16 protein-coding genes are annotated in these 17,361 nt (G+C 64.8%); 7 read left to right on the top strand and 9 right to left on the bottom strand.

The window, feature by feature from the left end; genetic code table 11:
- The first annotated feature begins 68 nt into the window (after positions 1–68).
- Positions 69–1,460: an aspartate aminotransferase family protein gene (locus HQ354_RS05070; protein WP_222634272.1), complete on the top strand. Its 1,392-nt coding sequence runs from the start codon at positions 69–71 to the stop codon at positions 1,458–1,460.
- Position 1,461: 1 nt separating this feature from the next.
- Here HQ354_RS05070 and HQ354_RS05075 read toward each other — a convergent pair whose 3' ends face one another.
- Positions 1,462–2,493 carry a Gfo/Idh/MocA family oxidoreductase gene (locus tag HQ354_RS05075; protein ID WP_308115119.1) on the bottom strand — a complete coding sequence of 344 codons (1,032 nt, stop codon included), beginning with the start codon at positions 2,491–2,493 and terminating at the stop codon, positions 1,462–1,464.
- A gap of 240 nt (positions 2,494–2,733) precedes the next feature.
- Between HQ354_RS05075 and HQ354_RS05080 the strand changes: the two genes are divergently transcribed.
- Complete coding sequence (locus HQ354_RS05080) at positions 2,734–3,306, top strand: giguanylate cyclase (protein ID WP_254303656.1); 573 nt, start codon at positions 2,734–2,736, stop codon at positions 3,304–3,306.
- 4 nt (positions 3,307–3,310) lie between these two features.
- On the opposite strand, the gene HQ354_RS05085 is transcribed toward HQ354_RS05080, so the two are convergent.
- Together HQ354_RS05085 and HQ354_RS05090 are read right to left on the bottom strand one after the other, a co-directional pair.
- Positions 3,311–4,063 (bottom strand): NAD-dependent deacylase, encoded by a 753-nt coding sequence (locus HQ354_RS05085; RefSeq protein ID WP_068432009.1) that lies wholly within the window; start codon positions 4,061–4,063, stop codon positions 3,311–3,313.
- Positions 4,064–4,178: 115 nt separating this feature from the next.
- On the bottom strand, positions 4,179–5,261 hold the full coding sequence (locus HQ354_RS05090) for a ParB/Srx family N-terminal domain-containing protein (RefSeq protein ID WP_240930800.1): 1,083 nt from the start codon (positions 5,259–5,261) through the stop codon (positions 4,179–4,181).
- 238 nt (positions 5,262–5,499) lie between these two features.
- On the opposite strand from HQ354_RS05090, the gene HQ354_RS05095 reads away from it, so the two are divergent.
- Complete coding sequence (locus HQ354_RS05095) at positions 5,500–6,885, top strand: HNH endonuclease signature motif containing protein (RefSeq protein ID WP_261768481.1); 1,386 nt, start codon at positions 5,500–5,502, stop codon at positions 6,883–6,885.
- Here HQ354_RS05095 and HQ354_RS05100 read toward each other — a convergent pair.
- Genes HQ354_RS05100 through HQ354_RS05120 form a run of 5 tightly spaced genes read right to left on the bottom strand, consistent with a single transcriptional unit; the run spans position 6,871 to position 13,511 of the window.
- A complete protein-coding gene (locus HQ354_RS05100) occupies positions 6,871–9,186 on the bottom strand; it encodes an FdhF/YdeP family oxidoreductase (RefSeq protein WP_222634274.1) in 2,316 nt (771 codons plus the stop codon). The genes HQ354_RS05095 and HQ354_RS05100 overlap by 15 nt on opposite strands.
- A 47-nt stretch (positions 9,187–9,233) precedes the next feature.
- Positions 9,234–10,148: a LysR family transcriptional regulator gene (locus HQ354_RS05105; RefSeq protein ID WP_222634275.1), complete on the bottom strand. Its 915-nt coding sequence runs from the start codon at positions 10,146–10,148 to the stop codon at positions 9,234–9,236.
- 50 nt (positions 10,149–10,198) lie between these two features.
- Positions 10,199–11,554 (bottom strand): glycosyltransferase, encoded by a 1,356-nt coding sequence (locus HQ354_RS05110; protein WP_222634276.1) that lies wholly within the window; start codon positions 11,552–11,554, stop codon positions 10,199–10,201.
- A complete protein-coding gene (locus tag HQ354_RS05115) occupies positions 11,551–12,564 on the bottom strand; it encodes a hypothetical protein (protein WP_222634277.1) in 1,014 nt (337 codons plus the stop codon). Before HQ354_RS05115 ends, HQ354_RS05110 begins: the two co-directional genes overlap by 4 nt.
- Positions 12,561–13,511: a WcbI family polysaccharide biosynthesis putative acetyltransferase gene (locus HQ354_RS05120; RefSeq protein WP_222634278.1), complete on the bottom strand. Its 951-nt coding sequence runs from the start codon at positions 13,509–13,511 to the stop codon at positions 12,561–12,563. Before HQ354_RS05120 ends, HQ354_RS05115 begins: the two co-directional genes overlap by 4 nt.
- A 147-nt stretch (positions 13,512–13,658) precedes the next feature.
- On the opposite strand from HQ354_RS05120, the gene HQ354_RS05125 reads away from it, so the two are divergent.
- The 4 genes from HQ354_RS05125 to HQ354_RS05140 all read left to right on the top strand — a co-directional run bounded on the left by HQ354_RS05125 (position 13,659) and on the right by HQ354_RS05140 (position 17,079).
- Positions 13,659–14,720 carry a hypothetical protein gene (locus tag HQ354_RS05125; RefSeq protein ID WP_222634279.1) on the top strand — a complete coding sequence of 354 codons (1,062 nt, stop codon included), beginning with the start codon at positions 13,659–13,661 and terminating at the stop codon, positions 14,718–14,720.
- On the top strand, positions 14,717–15,700 hold the full coding sequence (locus HQ354_RS05130) for a glycosyltransferase (RefSeq protein WP_167674667.1): 984 nt from the start codon (positions 14,717–14,719) through the stop codon (positions 15,698–15,700). The genes HQ354_RS05125 and HQ354_RS05130 overlap by 4 nt, the downstream gene beginning before the upstream one ends.
- Positions 15,697–16,515, top strand: coding sequence for a glycosyltransferase family 2 protein (locus HQ354_RS05135; RefSeq protein ID WP_167674669.1), 819 nt, complete (start codon positions 15,697–15,699; stop codon positions 16,513–16,515). Before HQ354_RS05130 ends, HQ354_RS05135 begins: the two co-directional genes overlap by 4 nt.
- An 87-nt stretch (positions 16,516–16,602) precedes the next feature.
- The gene (locus HQ354_RS05140) at positions 16,603–17,079 is read left to right on the top strand and encodes a GNAT family N-acetyltransferase (protein WP_068431573.1); all 477 of its coding nucleotides are present in this window, start codon (positions 16,603–16,605) and stop codon (positions 17,077–17,079) included.
- Between the two features lie 24 nt (positions 17,080–17,103).
- On the opposite strand, the gene HQ354_RS05145 is transcribed toward HQ354_RS05140, so the two are convergent.
- Entirely contained in the window at positions 17,104–17,295 is a 192-nt protein-coding gene (locus HQ354_RS05145; protein ID WP_068431577.1) for a hypothetical protein, read from the bottom strand.
- Positions 17,296–17,361 lie beyond the last annotated feature (66 nt).

Genomic DNA, 17,361 nt, shown 5'->3' on the forward strand with positions numbered 1-17,361 from the left:
AGAGATGCGAGTCGAACCGCCATGCTATTTCACCTTCGCGGAGGACGTCGACGCACCGCGGGACTACCATGGCGTCGACGAACCGACGAAGGACGCCGCCCATGACTCTGGACTTCGACGCACGAGATCACCTGTGGATGCATTTCGCCCGCATGGGTTCGTTTCAGGACAGGGACGTCCCCGTCATCACCAGGGGCGAGGGCAGTTACATCTACGACTCCCGTGGTCGCAGAATTCTGGACGGCTTGTCAGCGTTGTTCGTCGTGCAGGTGGGCCACGGACGCCGAGAACTCGCCGAGGTGGCGGCCGCGCAAGCAGCCGAGCTGGCGTACTTTCCCGTGTGGGGTTACGCGACACCGCCCGCACTGGAGCTCGCCGAGAGGCTGGCGACCTACACACCCGGAGACCTCGATCGCGTCTTCTTCACCACGGGTGGCGGCGAAGCCGTCGAGAGTGCATGGAAAGTCGCCAAACAGCATTTCAAACTCGTCGGTAAACCATTGAAGCACAAGGTGATCAGCAGGGCGACGGCGTACCACGGCACGACGCACGGAGCTCTGGCCATCACCGGGGTGCCTGCAATGAAACAGGCTTTCGAACCGTTGGCTCCTGGTGGCTTTCGGGCAGCGAACACCAACTTCTATCGGGCGGAGGCACATTCGGACGATCGCGACGCGCACGCGCTGTGGGCGGCAGACCGTGTCGAGGAAGCCATTCTGTTCGAGGGACCGGAAACCGTCGCCGCCGTCGTCGTCGAGCCGGTGCAGAACAGCGGTGGATGCCTGACCGCGCCGGCCTCGTACTTTCGCCGCCTGCGCGAGATCTGCGACAAGTACGACGTCTTGTTGGTATCCGACGAGGTGATCTGCGCGTTCGGCCGTCACGGAACCATGTTCGCGTGCACCAAGTTCGGCTACACACCCGACATCATCACGTGCGCGAAAGGCATGTCGTCCGGGTATGGACCCATCGGCGCGATGATTGCGTCCGAACGGGTCGTCGAACCGTTCCTGGCGGACACGACCACGTCGTTCACGCACGGCTACACCTTCGGGGGACATCCGGTGTCGGCGGCGGTGTCACTGGCGAATCTCGACATATTCGAACGAGAGAAGCTCAACCAGCACGTACTCGACAACGAGGACAGGTTCGAGAAGACCCTCGGTAAATTGCTCGACCTTCCCGTCGTGGGCGACGTGCGCGGCGACGGCTACTTCTGGGCCGTCGAACTCGTCACCGACAAGGCAACCAAAGGCCGACTCGACGCGGCCCAGCGAGAACGCGTCGTCAAGCAGTTCCTGCCGTCGGCGTTGTTCGACGCCGGTTTGTACTGCCGTCCCGACGACCGCGGTGACGCCGTGATCCAGGTGGCGCCACCGCTGACGTGCGGACAAGCAGAGTTCGACGAGATGGAGCAGATACTGCGCGACGTCCTGATCAGGACCGAGCAGCTGCTCTGAGTCAGGACGACGGTAGCTCGATCACCTGTCCGGTCTCGGCGGCACGTTGCGCCACGTCGAGCACCTCGAGCGTGTGAATGGCCTCCGACGCCGGTACCGGCTGCGGTCCTTCGCCACGCACCGCTGCGGCGAACGCACTGTAGTAGTCCTGGTAGCTGCCCTGCTCCGACGGGACCTTTCGGGCGCCGGCGTCGGTATACAGAGTGCCCCAACGGTCTTCGAGCTCGTACCCCCACGATTTGGGATCATCCACCTGCCTGCGCCCGGCGAAGATCGACTGCGCCTGGACGTCGGTTCCGTCGGAGTAGAAGCTGCCGTCGGTTCCGTACACGCGCAACTGACGGGCCTGGAAGCGATTGATCTTGGTCGCCGAGACGGTCGAGTGCACACCGCTTGCATGGTCGATGTCGACGACGAAGGCACTGTCCGTGCGCTGGTCACCGTCGCCGACCCAGTCCATCCGCGCATAGACCGACGTCGCCCTGCCGAACAACCACAGCACCTGGTCGACGAGGTGTGAGCCCAGGTCTCGAAGCAGTCCGCCGGTCGGCCCCAGCTCGAGCGTGGACGGCTCGTCCAGATCGAAACGCGACTCGATGCGCCAGACACGACCGAGTTCTCCGCGATCGATCACGGCGCGCAGGGTTCTTATGTCCGCATCCCATCGGCGGTTCTGGAAGACACTGAGGAGCAACCCCGCCTTGTCGGCAGCCTCGACGAGATCGAGTCCGCCCTGCGGGTCCGGCGCGAACGGCTTGTCGGCGACGACATGCACACCGCGAGACAGTGCTTCGAGGACCAACTCGCGACGCGTCTCCGGCGGCGTCGTGATCGTGACTGCGTCGACACCCGCATCGATGAGTTCACCAAGACTTTGGAACACAGGAGTGCCCGGCACGTCGCTCTGGACCTGGGCAGCACGCTTCGGCGACCGTGTCACGATGCCGACGAGTTCCACACCTTCGGCGGCGTGAACGAAGGGCACGTGAAAGTACCGACCACCGACTCCGTACCCGACAACTCCGATGCGCACCGCGCCTCCTCGGTCTCCGAACGTATTTGTTAAGACAACCGCACACATTACACAGTCGATACGGCCTCGAATCGACGTGCGAGTAGCCGGAATCGGCCTCGGGCCGTCCATGGTGGCGGCGCCGAAAGCCCCCGTCGAATTCGCACCACCGAAAGAGCAAACGGGCTCGGAGCCGGGTTGTCTGTGCTTCAATCGGGAAGCGGTACGAATTCCGAGGGGCGAATCGACATGATTGTTGCAGTGAAATCGTCGGAACAGCATTACGCGTGGGGAGTCGCGTTGATGTCGTCACTGGCGGTGACCGGCATTGTGCAGAAGGTCGTCGCACTGGCCACGCTGGCCATGGCGGTGGTCGTCACGTTGGAAATGGCTTTCGGTTACGGGGCGACGACGCCGATCCCGTCGGGCGTGCAGTGGGCGTCGATGATCGCCGCGTACATCATGGGTGCCTTTTGGATGTTCGGCCCGTGGCCGACATTGAAGCAAGCGTTCGCATTCGTCATGATCGCCGATCTCGCTATCTTCTCGGCGACCATGGTGGCGGACTTTCCACCCGAGATAACCCTCGGAAAGACTGCGTTCCTGATCGAACTCGGAATGTTCGTCGGCTTCTTCTTCGAACGGTGGATGCTCGCAACTCACGTCGTGTTCTGCATTCTCGCCGCGACAGTCATCGCCGTGTACGTCGTGAAGTACGAGGGCGTGTCCGTGCTGATGGCAATCGTCGTCTGGTCGCCGGTCGTGGTCTCGATCGGGGGCTTCGCGCTGTTACTCCACTTCGCTGCACGGTCCATGCGCCTCGAGTTCGAATAGGCCGTCAGAGCTTCGCGACCAGTGCCGGCAGACCGGTGGCAGCAGTGGTGCGCCATCGAACGTCGGCCATGTCCGAAATCTCGGTCTCGACCGGGTTGATCTCGACCACCTTCGCCCCGGTGCTGCGGGCCATGGCGGGCAAGCCCGCGAACGGGAACACGACGCCGGACGTTCCGACGACCAAGACCAAGTCCGCGTGCTCGACAGCGTCGACCGACGCGGACCACTGATCTTCCGGCAATGGTTCACCGAACCACACCGCACCGGGACGCATCGGCCCGCCACATTCGGGGCACGACGGCGGCGGCACCCGGTCCGTCTCCTCGTCGACGATCTCTTCGTCGGGCTGCGAACGAACGCCGCATTCGGAACACCGCGGATCGAACAGACTGCCGTGCACGTGCGCGAGCACGGTCGAACCGGCCCGCTCATGTAGGTCGTCGACGTTCTGCGTGGCGATGTCGAGGTGTATTCGCTTCTGCCACTCGGTCAACGCGTAGTGACCCGGGTTGGGTTCGGAGCGCCGTACCAGTTCGGCTCGCCACCGATACCAGCCCCACACGAGGTCCATGTCCCGTGCCCACCCGTCCGGGCTGGCCAGATCCGCGGGCTCGAAGTGGGACCACAATCCGGTCTGCGCGTCCCTGAACGTGGCGATGCCCGATTCCGCTGACATGCCTGCCCCTGTCAGGACTGCGACCCGGGACGCTGCGCGGGCGAGCTCGATGACAGCGTCCGGTACTTCGACGTCGACCATGCGCGCCAGTGTCCCACGGCCGACCGACACGTTCACCTGAACCGCCCTCGGAGGACCGATGAAACAGATGGAGCGGCGGCCGACATCGGCCGCCGCTCCATGATGCGGAGTCGGGTCAGTTACCCAAGCCCGACTTGTAGAGCAGCGCGTAGGCGAGTTTGCCCGGCTTCGCATCCGAGTACGGAGCCGACAACTTGCCGAATTCGCCCTTGGTCGTGGCCTTTCCGTCGTTCCATGCGTCCAGGGCCCCGAGTTCCGCTGCGGTTCTCCCGTTGTCGATCACCGCATCCTTGGGGACGGCAACCTGTGCACGCGAGACAGCCTCGACGGTCGCTAGGTAGCTGGCAAGGTCGTTGTTGTTCCATCCGCTGATGTCGACGGCGCCGGAGTCACGAACCCAAGCTCCCCAGTAGAACTCCTGGAACGCAATCGATCCGGGAGTGAATCCGATGTCACGAGCGAAATAGGTCAAGCTGCGGTACTTGTCGTCCTGGAAGTTGGCGAGGCCCACACCCGCAGGCAGTTGCTCGACTGGAACCTCGGAACCGTTGACGTCGCGGTTCCAGACCCACTTCTCGGCCTGCATCTTCGCCCAGAAGTCGGCGGGGCTCAGATCGCTCAGGTTCGCGACGACGCGCAGTCGAACGTGCAGGTTCGGTCCACCGTCGGCAGTCTCGTAGAACGACGTCAGCGTGTGATGGCCGTCGGTCAGATACGGAACGCCGCCCGGGCCGATCACGACGGTCTTCATTGCGGCGATGCTCTCGTCGGTTTCCTGTCCGACGGGCAGTGCGCAGGTGAACGACGCGGGGTTGTCGAGACGAGCATCGGGTTGAGCAGACGCAGCCTCGAGCTGGCCGTTCGCCTCGCACCAATCGTCGAACTTCTTGTTGATCTCGTCCTTGCCCTGGCTGTAGCGGCCGAGCTTGTAGTAGACCTCGTCGTATCCGAGCGACGGCTGGGTCGCGCGGACGTCGCCGATACGCATGTCGAGCAGTTCGCCTGCTTCGGCGCAGCCGTACTGCGTTGCATTCGCCGAGCCTGCCGAACCCGTGGGCAGCACATCGGCGATCTGGCACAACAGCGGAGCTGCCGTCGCGGGTGCCGCTGTGACGACGTTGGTAGCCAGCGTGGTCGTCGCCGCGGCGAGGGCGAGTGCACCCATCGTGGCCGCCCGGCGAATCGATGCGGTGAGCATCTGTGAGAACTCCTCGAATAGGGAACGTGCGAGGGGTCAACCGTCGCCCAGCCCGCAAACCGGCCGGTGACCATGACATGTCCGGACGGTGATCCACAGATGAACGGACGTGAGACCGGCTGCCTCCGAACAATCTCCACATCCAAGCTCGATGTTGACCAATTCAGGCCCACGCCTTGCATTTCGGCGTTATTCGAACTAATGCTCGACTATCACTTCGGCCCGGGGGGACCATTTGTTGAGTACGGATGCGATAGCCGAGTTCCATCGATCGGTTGGCGAAGTCGATCGGTCACTAGACAACGCCACACGGATCGAACAGATCACCGCACTCGAACGCATCAAGTCTGCAGCCGTCGCCGCGCAGGCGACACTCACTGCGGACCTCGATTCGCGCGTACAGAGAGCCGCCGACGGCGTTCCTGCATCACGGAGGTCGCGCGGTATTGCGGCACAGATCGGCCTTGCCCGGATGGACTCACCACACCGCGGTGGTACTCATCTCGGGCAGGCGCGAATCCTGTTGGAGGACATGCCTCATACCCTCGCACGACTTGCGGCGGGCGATCTGAACGAATGGCGTGTCAACCTGATAGTCAAGGAGATCGTGTGCCTCGACAAGGCCGACAGACAAGCGATCGATGTCGAATTGTGTTCGTCGGTCACTACTTTGGCGGGTCTGAGCGACAAAGCAGTAAGTGCACGGGCGGCCGGACTCGCGGCGGAGCGAGACGCGGCCGCCATCGTCGCTCGGGCGCGCAAGGCACCGGAGCAGCGATCGGTGACGAGCAGACCTGCACCCGACAGCATGGCTTACTTGACGTCACTCCTACCGATGAAACAGGCGATCAGCATTCACGCGACCCTGATGCGAGACGCGCAGCAGGCAATCTCCGATGGCGCGGGCGGTGATCGCACACGCAACCAGATCATGGCCGATCTGCTGACCGAGCGTGTGCTCGGCATCAGCAGCACCGATCAGGTGCCGGTCGCAGTCGACCTGGTGATCTCCGATCGATCGCTGCTCGCCGGGGGCGCCGCGTCCGCGCATGTTCAGGGGTACGGCCCGATTCCTGCGGCGATCGCGCGTGACCTCGTCGTCGGTGCACTCGCTGCCGACGCCCGCGTCTCTCTCCGCCGCATCTATGCGAACCCATCGAGCGGATCTCTGACGGCGATGGAGTCCTCGGCGCGACTGTTCCCGAAGTCGTTGGCGCACTTGATCGACCTACGCGACAGGTGGTGCCGCACCCCGTGGTGCGGTGCACCCATTCGGCACCGTGACCACATCGTCGAGCACCGGAACGGCGGACCGACGTCCGCAGACAACGGCGCTGGCCTGTGCGAGGCGTGCAATCACGCGAAGCAGGCGCCTGGATGGAGTGCACATCCGACGACCAGCGAAAGTGGTCGCCATTCGTTCCGCATCACCACACCGACTGGACACATTTACGATTCGACGGCACCGGCACTGCCGACCCCCGCGGACCCGCAGCGCGGCGATCCGGATGGTCGGCGGCTTCCCCGGAGAGTCGGCAGACCGAAGCCCCGAAGGCGCTCGGCGCGGGGAACGCGGCCCGTGCGTCCACTGACGTCGAGCCGACGCTTGTCAGGAAGGCGGTAGCTCATGCGAAACGAGCCGCGCCACAACCGCTTTGGACACCGGAGTGTTGGACTTGCGGGCCACATGGTCCAGCGGAACGAGCGGATTCGTCTCCGGGTAGTAGGCGGCTGCATTGCCCACCGGTGTGGCGAAAGCGACGATACGGAACGCGTCGGCGCGACGCTCTTCGACGCTGCCGTCGGGACGAGTCCATTCGGAGACGAGATCGACCCGATCGCCGTCGCGGAAGCCGAGCGATTCGATATCGGCCGGGTTGACGAAGACGACACGTCGGCCGCCCTTCACGCCCCGGTATCGATCATCGAGCCCGTAGATGGTGGTGTTGTACTGGTCGTGGCTGCGCATCGTCTGCAGAACGAGGCGACCTTCGGGCGCGGGCAACCACGCCAGCTCGTTGACGCCGAAGTTCGCCTTCCCGGTGGAGGTCATGAAGGTGCGGCTGTCGCGCGGCGGATGCGGAAGTCCGAAACCTTCCTTCTGCCTGACCTTTCGATTGAAATCCTCGAACCCGGGGACGACCCGCGAGATGGAATCACGGATGAGGTCGTAGTCGTCGGCCAGCTTCGACCACTGCACCGAGTGTTCGCTGCCGAACAGTGCCTCGGCGATACCCGCGACAATTGCGACCTCCGAACGCATGTGGGGACTCGACGGCGTCAGGCCACCACGCGAACGGTGCACCATCGACATCGAATCCTCGACGGTGACGAATTGCTTGCCCGTGGCGCGCACATCCTTGTCGGTGCGACCGAGCGACGGAAGGATCAGAGCGGTCCTACCGTGAACGAGGTGGCTGCGATTCAGCTTCGTCGACACCTGCACAGTCAACGAACACCGACGCAACGCTGCCTCGGTCACATGGGTGTCCGGAGTAGCGGACACGAAGTTCCCGCCCATGCCCATGAAGAACGACGCCTGACCGTCGCGCATCGCACGGATCGAATCGACTGCGTCCAAACCGTGTTCGCGCGGCGACCGAATTCCGAACTCGGCGTCGAGCGCAGCGAGGAAGGCCTCGGGCATCTTCTCCCAGATCCCCATCGTGCGGTCACCCTGCACGTTGGAATGTCCACGCACCGGGCATACTCCTGCGCCCGGCTTGCCGATCATCCCCCGTGCGAGCAGCAGGTTCACCGCTTCCTCGATGGTCGCGACGCCGTGCGTCTGCTGCGTCAGCCCCATCGCCCAGCAGATGATCGTGGCGTTCGAGGCGATCATCGCGTCGGCGGTAGATCGAAGCTGGTCCATCGTCAGACCGGTTGCTTCGAGGACGACGTCCAGGTCGACCCGGCGAATGTGCTCGATCCACGCGTCGAAGCCCGCGGTGTGGCGCGCGATGAAGTCGTGGTCGAGAACCGTTCCGGGAGCAGCATCCTCGGCATCGACGATCAGCTTGCCGAGCCCCTGGAACAGGGCCATGTCTCCACCGATGCGGATCTGCAGGTAGTCGTCGGAGATCGCGATACCGTCTCCGATCACTCCACCTACTCGCTGCGGGTCCTTGAAACGCTGCAGGCCTGCCTCGACGAGCGGGTTGACGGCGATGACCCTCGCGCCGTTGCGCTTGGCCTTCTCCAGCGTCGACAGCATGCGCGGATGATTGGTGCCCGGGTTCTGGCCGGCGATGACGATCAGGTCCGCATTCTCGATGTCCGGCACGGAGACCGAACCCTTGCCGATACCGATCGACGCGGACAATGCGCTGCCAGAGGATTCGTGGCACATGTTGGAACAGTCCGGCATGTTGTTCGTGCCGTAGGACCGAATGAGCAGCTGGTACAGGAACGCAGCTTCGTTGGACGTGCGTCCGGAGGTGTAGAAGATCGCTTCGTGCGGGCTCGTGAGCGACCGGAGCTCGTCGGCGATCAGCGCGTTCGCGTCGTCCCATCCGATGGGCTCGTAGTGAGTTGCACCGGAACGCAACACCATCGGATGTGTCAGGCGCCCTTGCTGCCCGAGCCAGTATTCGGTGCGGCCGAGCAGATCCTCGACCGAATGCTCGGCGAAGAACGCGGGCCCGACCGTGCGCTTCGTGGCCTCTTCGGCGACGGCTTTGGCGCCGTTCTCGCAGAATTCAGCGTGTTTACGGTGACCGGGAGTCTCGGGCCAGGCGCACCCTGGGCAATCGAAACCCTTGCGTTGGTTCAGAGAGGCGAGCGACAACGCCGTTCGGGCGGCACCCATCTGTTCGACTCCGCGCTGCAACGACACGAGCACGGCGGGCACCCCAGCCGCATAACTCTTCTTGTCCGTGACGACGATGTTGTCCTCGTCGTACTCGTAGTCGTGTCGCACAGTCATGCACAGACGGTGCACCACCGCACCCACGCGAGTCCAAGACGCAGCGCCTACTGGTCGATAGGTGGCACCGATGACGACTGGTCGAGGCCTCGGGCCGTGTCCTCCAATGCGCGGACGAGTGCCGACCCCTGGGCGCCTCTACCGGTGATCAGTCCGACCACGGGAGCGTCGAAACCACCCGCGAGCGGAATGCAGCGCAGCCCTGGCGGTTCTCCGAACACCCGTCGCCAGACGCGCGGCACGACCGCCGCCCACTGGCCGGTCTTGACATGGGCATAGAGCGACGCGATCGAGTCGGTCTCGACCTGCGGGGCATGTGTCACGCCGTCGGACGCGAAGAATTCGTCCAGAATCCGACGTCCCCGCATCATCGACGGCAGAGCGCACAGCGGCAGGCTCGACGCTTCCCGCCACGTGATGCTGTCACTTCCTGCCGTCGTCGAGTCGGCGGACACGAGCAGGTCGTAGAACTCCCGGTAGAGCGGGAACGTTCTATAGCGCGTGGTGATGTCGTCGTCGAGATACGTGATGCCACCGTCGAGTTCGAATCTGTCGATCCGTGCGGTGATGTCGGCAGACGGCAGATCTTCGGCCAGATTCACTGTGACGAGTGGATGCCTGCCGCACAGCGGACCGGTCAGATCGGCGACGGTGGCCGATGCCGTCGGAACGACTCCGAGCCGGACCGTGCCGGTGACACCCGTCCGCAAGGCGGCGGCTTCGTGTTTCAACGATTGCTGGTCGGAGACGATGCGCCTGGCCCACCGAACGATCTGCTCGCCCTCGGGCGTGAGGCCTTCGAATCTGCGCCCGCGCACGATCAACGGCAGGTCGAGTTCGATCTCCAGCTTCCGGATCGCCTCGGACAGCGCGGGCTGCGACACGTGACACGCCTCGGCTGCCCGCGTGAAATGTCGTTCTCGTGACAGCGCGACGAGGTACTCCAGCTGACGAAACAGCATCCGCTACACCCGGCCTGTCGTTCCGCACGAGACCAGCCGAGGCCTGAGTGCTACCACGCCAGCCAGGGCTCCTCGGTACGCACAGCAATGCCCACCTCGCTCGCGTCGAGACGGGCTACACCGAAGAGCTGCTCGATCAGATCGATCTCGGAACCGTCGGCCCACCGGCGGGCGCGATGCACTGCACGGGACGCCGTCAGGGTGACCGACGCCGAACCACACGCGACCTCCACCCGTCCATACCCTCCGGGGCGGACGTCGTTCGTGAGCGTGGCCAAGGTCGACGACGAGAATTCGACCCGTCCCCTGACGTCGAGAACGAATCGGCATCGCGCCACTGTATCGAATTCGGGTTCTCCGAGACGAATACGCGAATCCTCCAGCCCCAGAGCGTCGAAGAGTTCATTCGCCGACGTTCCGCTCAGCCAGACCGCGCAATCGTAGCCATCGACGATCGATGCGATCGTCACCGCAAGCGACGCGGCCGAATGTCCGTCGGTGTCGACCAACGCGACGATGTCGGGAATGCGATAGCGCAGACCCGAAGTCCTCGCCGCCGGATCCGTGACGAGCCGAGACAGCGCCATTGCCTCGTGATTCTTCCTACTCACGCGGTCCGACACTTCCCGCTCAGCCCAATCCGGTCCGTCGTGCCAAGCCAGGGCCCCCGGCTCGTACGCGAGGACCGCGCCCATCATGAACGCACGGTTCGCGCATTCCCAGTCTTCTCCCCCGTACTGTACGAACGACTCGTCGAACCCACCGACGGCGTCGAACAGCGTACGACTGCACGTCATCACGGCACTGAGAACGTACTTGTAGCCGTCCCACCCAGGCTCCAACAGGTTCGACGTACGCGCGTACCCGTCGACGAGCCATGCCGGTTCACGATCATGTCCGGACTCGTCCTGTGCGGCGATCCACTGCGGCACCGCAGACTCGGCGATCTCGGAAAGATCCGCATGCTTGCGCCTGCCGACGACGAGCGCGTCGGGTACGAGTGACGGCAGGCGAACTGCGTGACGGATGTACTCGGGCGTCGGCACGGTGTCCGCGTCGAGAAAACACAGAACCTCCCCCGTCGACGCATGTGCACCGAGATTCCTGGCGGCGGCGGCGCGAAACCCTTTGTCCTCCTGCGTCACCACCGAAATCGACAGATCGGTTCGCCACCGCTCGACGTCGGGTGCGACGGCCGACCCGTCGTCGGCGACCACGACGTCGACCCGCTCCATGGGATAGTGCTGCGCCGCCAATGCCGTCAGTACGAGCGACAACTGGGCGGGTTGGTCGTAATACGGAACGATCACGCTGACCGTCGGGCAGGAACCTGTTCCGTCGGCGAGATCCCACCGGTTGTCCGGTACGGCAACGTGTGCGTCGTCGATGCGGAACACGTCGGTCACCGACGCCACCTCGCCAGCACCTCGGCGTAGGCCTTCGCGACATCGGACGGCGACGGAACCGGATCGACGGACGGATCGAGCCAGGTCGTGCTCGAGTCCTCCACCGCGGCGAAGATCGCGGACTGCAGGGACTCGTCGTCGTTGCCGTGGATCGTCACCACGCCCGGTGATCGTCGGTCGAGTTCGTCGATGTAATCGCTCCTCGGGACCAACGGCCTGCGCCCCTGGGCGATCCACGTGTTGATCGAACCGGATGCGGACATGTGCCGGTGGTACGCGACCGGGACGGTGACGCCGCGCATTCTTTCGTGCATCTCGTCGTCGTCGAGGTAGCCGGTGACCTCGCACGAGCGCCCCGATTCGGCTGCAACGAAGCGCAGTTCGTCGACGAGATCTTCGTGGCCCGGCGACGGCGCACCGAGCGCCAGGAATCCCACGGTCGACGGCAGGCCCGCCATGGCGCGCAGCGTCTCGATGTGTCCTTTACCCGGGTACAGAAATCCGAGAACGCCGACGGTCGGCACCGCGGGCGTCGGCGACATCGGATGCTGTACACGGGATCCGATCATGAGCGGAACCACCTCGGGTACCGCCTCGGGGGCCACGTGTCGTTTCAGAAGCCCGGCTTCGTGCTCGCTCGACACCACCACCCCTGCCGCCGCATCGACCGCGGTCCGGTAGAATTCGACCCGAGCGTTCATCGAGGAACCGTCCGACGGCTGCGGCAAGTCGTGCAGCGTGACCGACACAGGACGGCCGACGGCTTCGACCACGGACAGCAGGTGCTTCGACGCCTGCGCAGGCGACGTGCCGAACAGCCTGTCCGTGACGTGCAGATGGACCAGGCCGCATGCGGAGAGGTCCGACGGCAACGGCGACCACGGCGTGTCGAGCAACACCCTCCGGTGTCCGACGCCTTCCGCGGCCAGCGCCTCGTGAACCGACACCGCGTACTCGACGACGCCGTGCTTGCGTGGGCCGATGACGAGGTGACACACGTCGGCGCTCACGACGCCAGCCCGAGGATGTCGAGCAACTCGGCGTAACGCGTCAGCGCCGCCTCGATGAACTCGGGATGGTGTGCATACCAAGCAATCTGGGCGATACGTACCTCGTCGTCGGTCAGCGATGTGCCGTCGACCAGCCAACGGTCACGTGGTGACGCGGCCAGACTCAACGCCTCGACAATGCGGTTTTCCAACGGCGCGCGAACGTTTCCGAGGAGCTCGCGATCCGGCGCACTGGGACCCGATGCGCCCAGCATGTCGAGCAGTCGAGTTCCGAGCGTCATCAGCACCGGGTTGCCGGGATGATTGATCGTGTGAGCCGCACGGTCGCCCAGGCCGAGCAGGACGTCGGAAACCCCTACGTCGCAGTGCTTTTCCTCGCGACGTGACAATTGTTCGACACTCCACGCTGCGGCGGCGCGGATACGATCGGGGGTAACGTCGACGTCCCACTCCTCGCGGGCGAATCTGCCGTCACGCACGGCGAGAATCGTGCGCAGGTCGTGATATGGAACGGCCGCGGGCACAGCCGACGGCCGGTCGGGCGAACGGACGATCGCCTGGAACGGAAACAGCCCGCCGTATCGAACGACCGGCCAGACGATGGTCTTCGTGTCGGCTCCCGCTGCGTCCGCGATATCGGCCGTCCCGATCGGCAGGTCGCGATAGCCGGCGCGCACGGGCTGCGACGCGATGACCGCGGCCCCGTCGAGAAGCCGTCGCACGTGTGGCAGATCGTCGGAAAACAGCTCGTGCACCGGCGGGATGCGGACCGTTCGGTACGGCAGATCCGGAGAGCTCGACAATACGATACGAAGGGCCTCTGCCTGGCAGTTTCCCCAGACGACCAGCACCGGCCGATCGTCTCGTCCTACCGCTTCGCTGACGCCGTAGAACTCCCCGTAATGCACTGTTCGGGCACTCGGGGTGCGTCCACGGGGCGGTCTCACAGCGCCGCCGCCGTCGCCGCACGTCGCGGTAGTATGTCCAACGTCAGCAAGAACACTCCTTCTCGAGCAGCCGGGCAGGGTACGCCACTACCTCCTATATCCCGTCTGCAGACAGAGGAACCCTCCGATTTGATCACCGTCGCTTCGGTGCCCACCGCACACCAGTACGTGGCCCATCTCGAACCCGTCACCGGTACGTCCGTCGTGCGGCTGCCGGATCCCATTCCGTCCGGCGCCACGACCAACGATCCGTGGTGGCCGCCTCGGTGGCTGGAAGCGGATTGGCTGGCCGAGAACGTCCACACGTTCGACGTGCTTCACCTGCACTTCGGTTTCGACGCACTTCCGCCCGAACAACTCGTCGACGTCGCCACCGTGTTGCGTGACCACGGCAAGCCCCTCGTTCTGACCGTGCACGACCTGCACAATCCGCACTTCGCGGACAACACGCTGCATCTCGAACATCTCGATGTGTTGGTACCCACTGCGGCCGAGGTCGTCACGTTGACCGGCGGCGCTGCCGCCGAGATCGTGTCGCGCTGGGGCGTCGACGCCACCGTCGTGCCTCATCCGCATGTTGCTCCGCTCGATCTGATCGGTGGCCCGCGCCCGAGTTCCGACCGTTTCGTCATCGGGGTCCATGCCAAGAACCTGCGCGCCAACCTCGATCCGCTGGCCGTCATGGATGCCGTCGTGAGAGCGGCCGACGAGATCCCCGACGCGGTCGTCCGGCTCGACATCGACGAACAAGTCTTCGCGTCCGACGACGAACGCGGCGTCAGGCCGGTCGGTGACGCGCTGCGACAGTACGAGAACCGCGGTGTCGACGTACGAATCCACCGGCGCTTCGACGACGACGAACTATGGCGCTACCTGACCGAGATCGATGTGTCGGTGCTGCCGTACAGGTTCGGAACGCACTCGGGGTGGCTCGAGGCGTGCTACGACGTCGGCACTGCGGCGATCGCACCCGACTGCGGTTACTACGCCGAGCAGAAACCCTGTCACACGTATCGATTCGGCCTGGACAGGTTCGACCCCGAATCGCTGACGACGGCCGTACACGACGCGTCCGACGCGCGTGACCGCGTCGCCTCCGCGTCACGGCAGGCACGCGAGCAGGAACGAGCTCGAATCGCCGAGATGCACGAATCGATCTACCGTCGCGCACTCTTCCGCGCCGGCTCGTCCGTGGCGGTACCGCGATGATCGGTTACTACGCGCATCACCACGGGTCCGGTCACGTCACCCGCGCCACGTCGATCGCGGCAGCCAGTGACGAACAGTTCGTCGTTCTGTCGTCGCGAAAGCGACCGTCTCACAGCAACATCGAATGGGTCACGCTTCCTCTCGACGTCGACGAGGACGTCTCCCCGATCGACCCGACCGTGGGCGGAACACTGCACTGGGCTCCGCTGGGTGTCCGCGGTCTGACGGACCGGATGGTTGCCATCGCCGACTGGATCGCACGCATGCGTCCGCGGGTGTTCGTCGTCGACGTGTCGGTGGAAGTGGCGGTGTTCGTCCGGCTGCTCGGCGTTCCGGTCGTCGTCATGGCGATGCCCGGCGAGCGAGACGACGCTCCACACCGACTCGCCTACCAGGCCGCGACCCGCATCGTCGCGCCGTGGTCGCAGTCTGTCTACGATCCGACCTGGTTGAGCGTGCACGCCGACAAAACCGATTACGTCGGCGTCGTCAGCAGATTCGCCGGCCGCGCACACGAGACCGTCGACGACGCCCCAGGCGTGCTCGTGTTGGGCGGCGCGGGCGGAACCGCGCTCACCGCATGCGATATCGACGACGCAGCTGCATCCGACACTCGATTCGATTGGGCGGCCGTGGGTCTCGACGCGTCGACCTGGGTCGACGACGTATGGCCCCTGCTGTGTTCCGCATCCGTCGTCGTCACGCACGCGGGTCAGAATGCGATCGCGGATGTCGCGTGCGCAGGAACGCGCGCCGTCGTCATCCCGCAACATCGTCCGTACGACGAACAGGTCGCGACCGCAGCCGCGTTGGCGGGCTCGTCGGTGGCCGTCACTGCGGCGCAGTGGCCGTCGGCGGAGAATTGGCCACGACTGCTCGACGACGCATTGGCCTTGAATCCCGCTGCGTGGAAACAGGTTCGGCAGGACGGCGCCGCCGAACGTGCGGCCTCCGCGATCTCTCGGGCGGTGCCGTCGTGAACATCGCCGTCGTCACCGTCGTGTCGGGACGGCACGAGCACCTGGCAGGCCAACTGCGTGGCCTCGCAGAGTCGTCGCCGGCCCCCTGGCTGCACGTCGTCGTCGCGATGGGTGACGACGCGATCGCCGACGTGGTTGCCGAAAGCGGTAGCGACGCGACTGTCGTCTCGGTGGATGCGCCGAGGCCGCAACTGCCGATTGCCCACGCGCGCAACACCGGTGCGACGACGGCGATCGAAGCGGGAGCCGACGTGTTGGTGTTCCTGGACGTCGACTGCATCCCCGGCACGGATATGCTGAGGCGGTACGCGGATGCTGCTCGCAGCCACGGGCACTACCTGCTGTGCGGCCCGGTCACGTACCTCCCTCCCAAGGACGGGCCCTGGGCCACCGACGAACTCGTCGCCAACACGCGCCCGCACACTGCCCGACCCGACCCACTTCCCGGAATCGTCGAGGAAGGTGACAACTACGATCTGTTCTGGTCGCTGTCGTTCGGTGTCACGCCGACGACGTGGGCGTCGATCGGCGGATTCTTCGAGGGCTATTCGGGTTACGGCGGCGAGGACACCGATTTCGCTGCAACGGCACGAGCGGCGGGCGTCGGACTCGGCTGGGTGGGCGGGGCGCACGCCTATCACCAACACCACCCGGTGTCGTCGCCACCCGTCGAGCATCTCGACGACATCGTGCGCAATTCCGCTGTCTTCCACAAACGCTGGAGTCGTTGGCCGATGGAGGGTTGGTTGACCGAATTCGAGCGCCGAGGTCTGATCACTCGGACACAGGCAGGTACTATTTCTCGCATCCACTGAACGTGGAGTGAACAACGGACCAACGGGTAAACATCGTCGGGCCCACCACCTCCGGACCCACGCGACCAGACCGAGGACTGACTGCTCATGAGTACATCGCCCACAACCGACCGTCCACCGACTCTGGTGAGAGCCTGGGCGGGCGACCTCGAAACGGATCGGCTCTACGCCCTGCTGAAGTTGCGCGTCGAGGTGTTCGTCGTCGAGCAGGCCTACTTCTACCCGGAGCTCGACGGATACGATCTGCTTCCGCGCACTCGGCACTTCTGGCTCGAGCGGGACGGGGACGTCATCGGAACCGTGCGCCTGTTGGAAGAGAATTCGGGCAACGAGAAGTCCTACAGCCTCGGGCACCTGTGCACCCGGCGCGCCGATCGCGGCCACGGCCATACGACGCGGTTGCTGCAGGCAGCCCTGGCCGACGTCGGGTCAGCGCCCTGCCGTATCGATTCACCGAGCTACCTCGTCGAGATGTACACGCGTCACGGATTCGTTCAGGTCGGTGACGAGATCATCGACAACGGCGTGCCGCTGGTTCCGTTGCTACGGGACACCCGCCCGTAACGACGGAACCAGCGTGCGAGCGACTCAGTGGGGTCGGTTGCCGTCGGTGTCGTCGAAGAAGGACCACTCGCCGTCGTGGTCTACCTCGATGCGCCAGCCCAGCTCGGTATCGTCTGCCTTCTGGTCGATGAACCATGCGTGCGCGTCGTCGGCGCTCTCGATGGTCTTGGTTGCCACGACGTCGCCCTTGGGGTTCAGAACTCTGTAATCAGCCATGCCTGTCCGTACCCGGCGCCGCGTCGATCTCAAACGTGTTTACCCCACCCTGCGCGGGGTACAGGG

The organism is Rhodococcus sp. BP-261 (assembly GCF_019835205.1).
Classification (GTDB): domain Bacteria; phylum Actinomycetota; class Actinomycetes; order Mycobacteriales; family Mycobacteriaceae; genus Rhodococcoides; species Rhodococcoides kyotonensis_B.

Coding starts and splice junctions, on each gene's coding strand:
- HQ354_RS05070 (WP_222634272.1), top strand. CDS start 69: ATGGCGTCGACGAACCGACGAAGGACGCCGCCCATGACTCTGGACTTC.
- HQ354_RS05085 (WP_068432009.1), bottom strand. CDS start 4,063: ATGGTCGACGTCGAAGTACCGGACGCTGTCATCGAGCTCGCCCGCGCA.
- HQ354_RS05090 (WP_240930800.1), bottom strand. CDS start 5,261: ATGCTCACCGCATCGATTCGCCGGGCGGCCACGATGGGTGCACTCGCC.
- HQ354_RS05100 (WP_222634274.1), bottom strand. CDS start 9,186: ATGACTGTGCGACACGACTACGAGTACGACGAGGACAACATCGTCGTC.
- HQ354_RS05105 (WP_222634275.1), bottom strand. CDS start 10,148: ATGCTGTTTCGTCAGCTGGAGTACCTCGTCGCGCTGTCACGAGAACGA.
- HQ354_RS05130 (WP_167674667.1), top strand. CDS start 14,717: ATGATCGGTTACTACGCGCATCACCACGGGTCCGGTCACGTCACCCGC.
- HQ354_RS05140 (WP_068431573.1), top strand. CDS start 16,603: ATGAGTACATCGCCCACAACCGACCGTCCACCGACTCTGGTGAGAGCC.
- HQ354_RS05145 (WP_068431577.1), bottom strand. CDS start 17,295: ATGGCTGATTACAGAGTTCTGAACCCCAAGGGCGACGTCGTGGCAACC.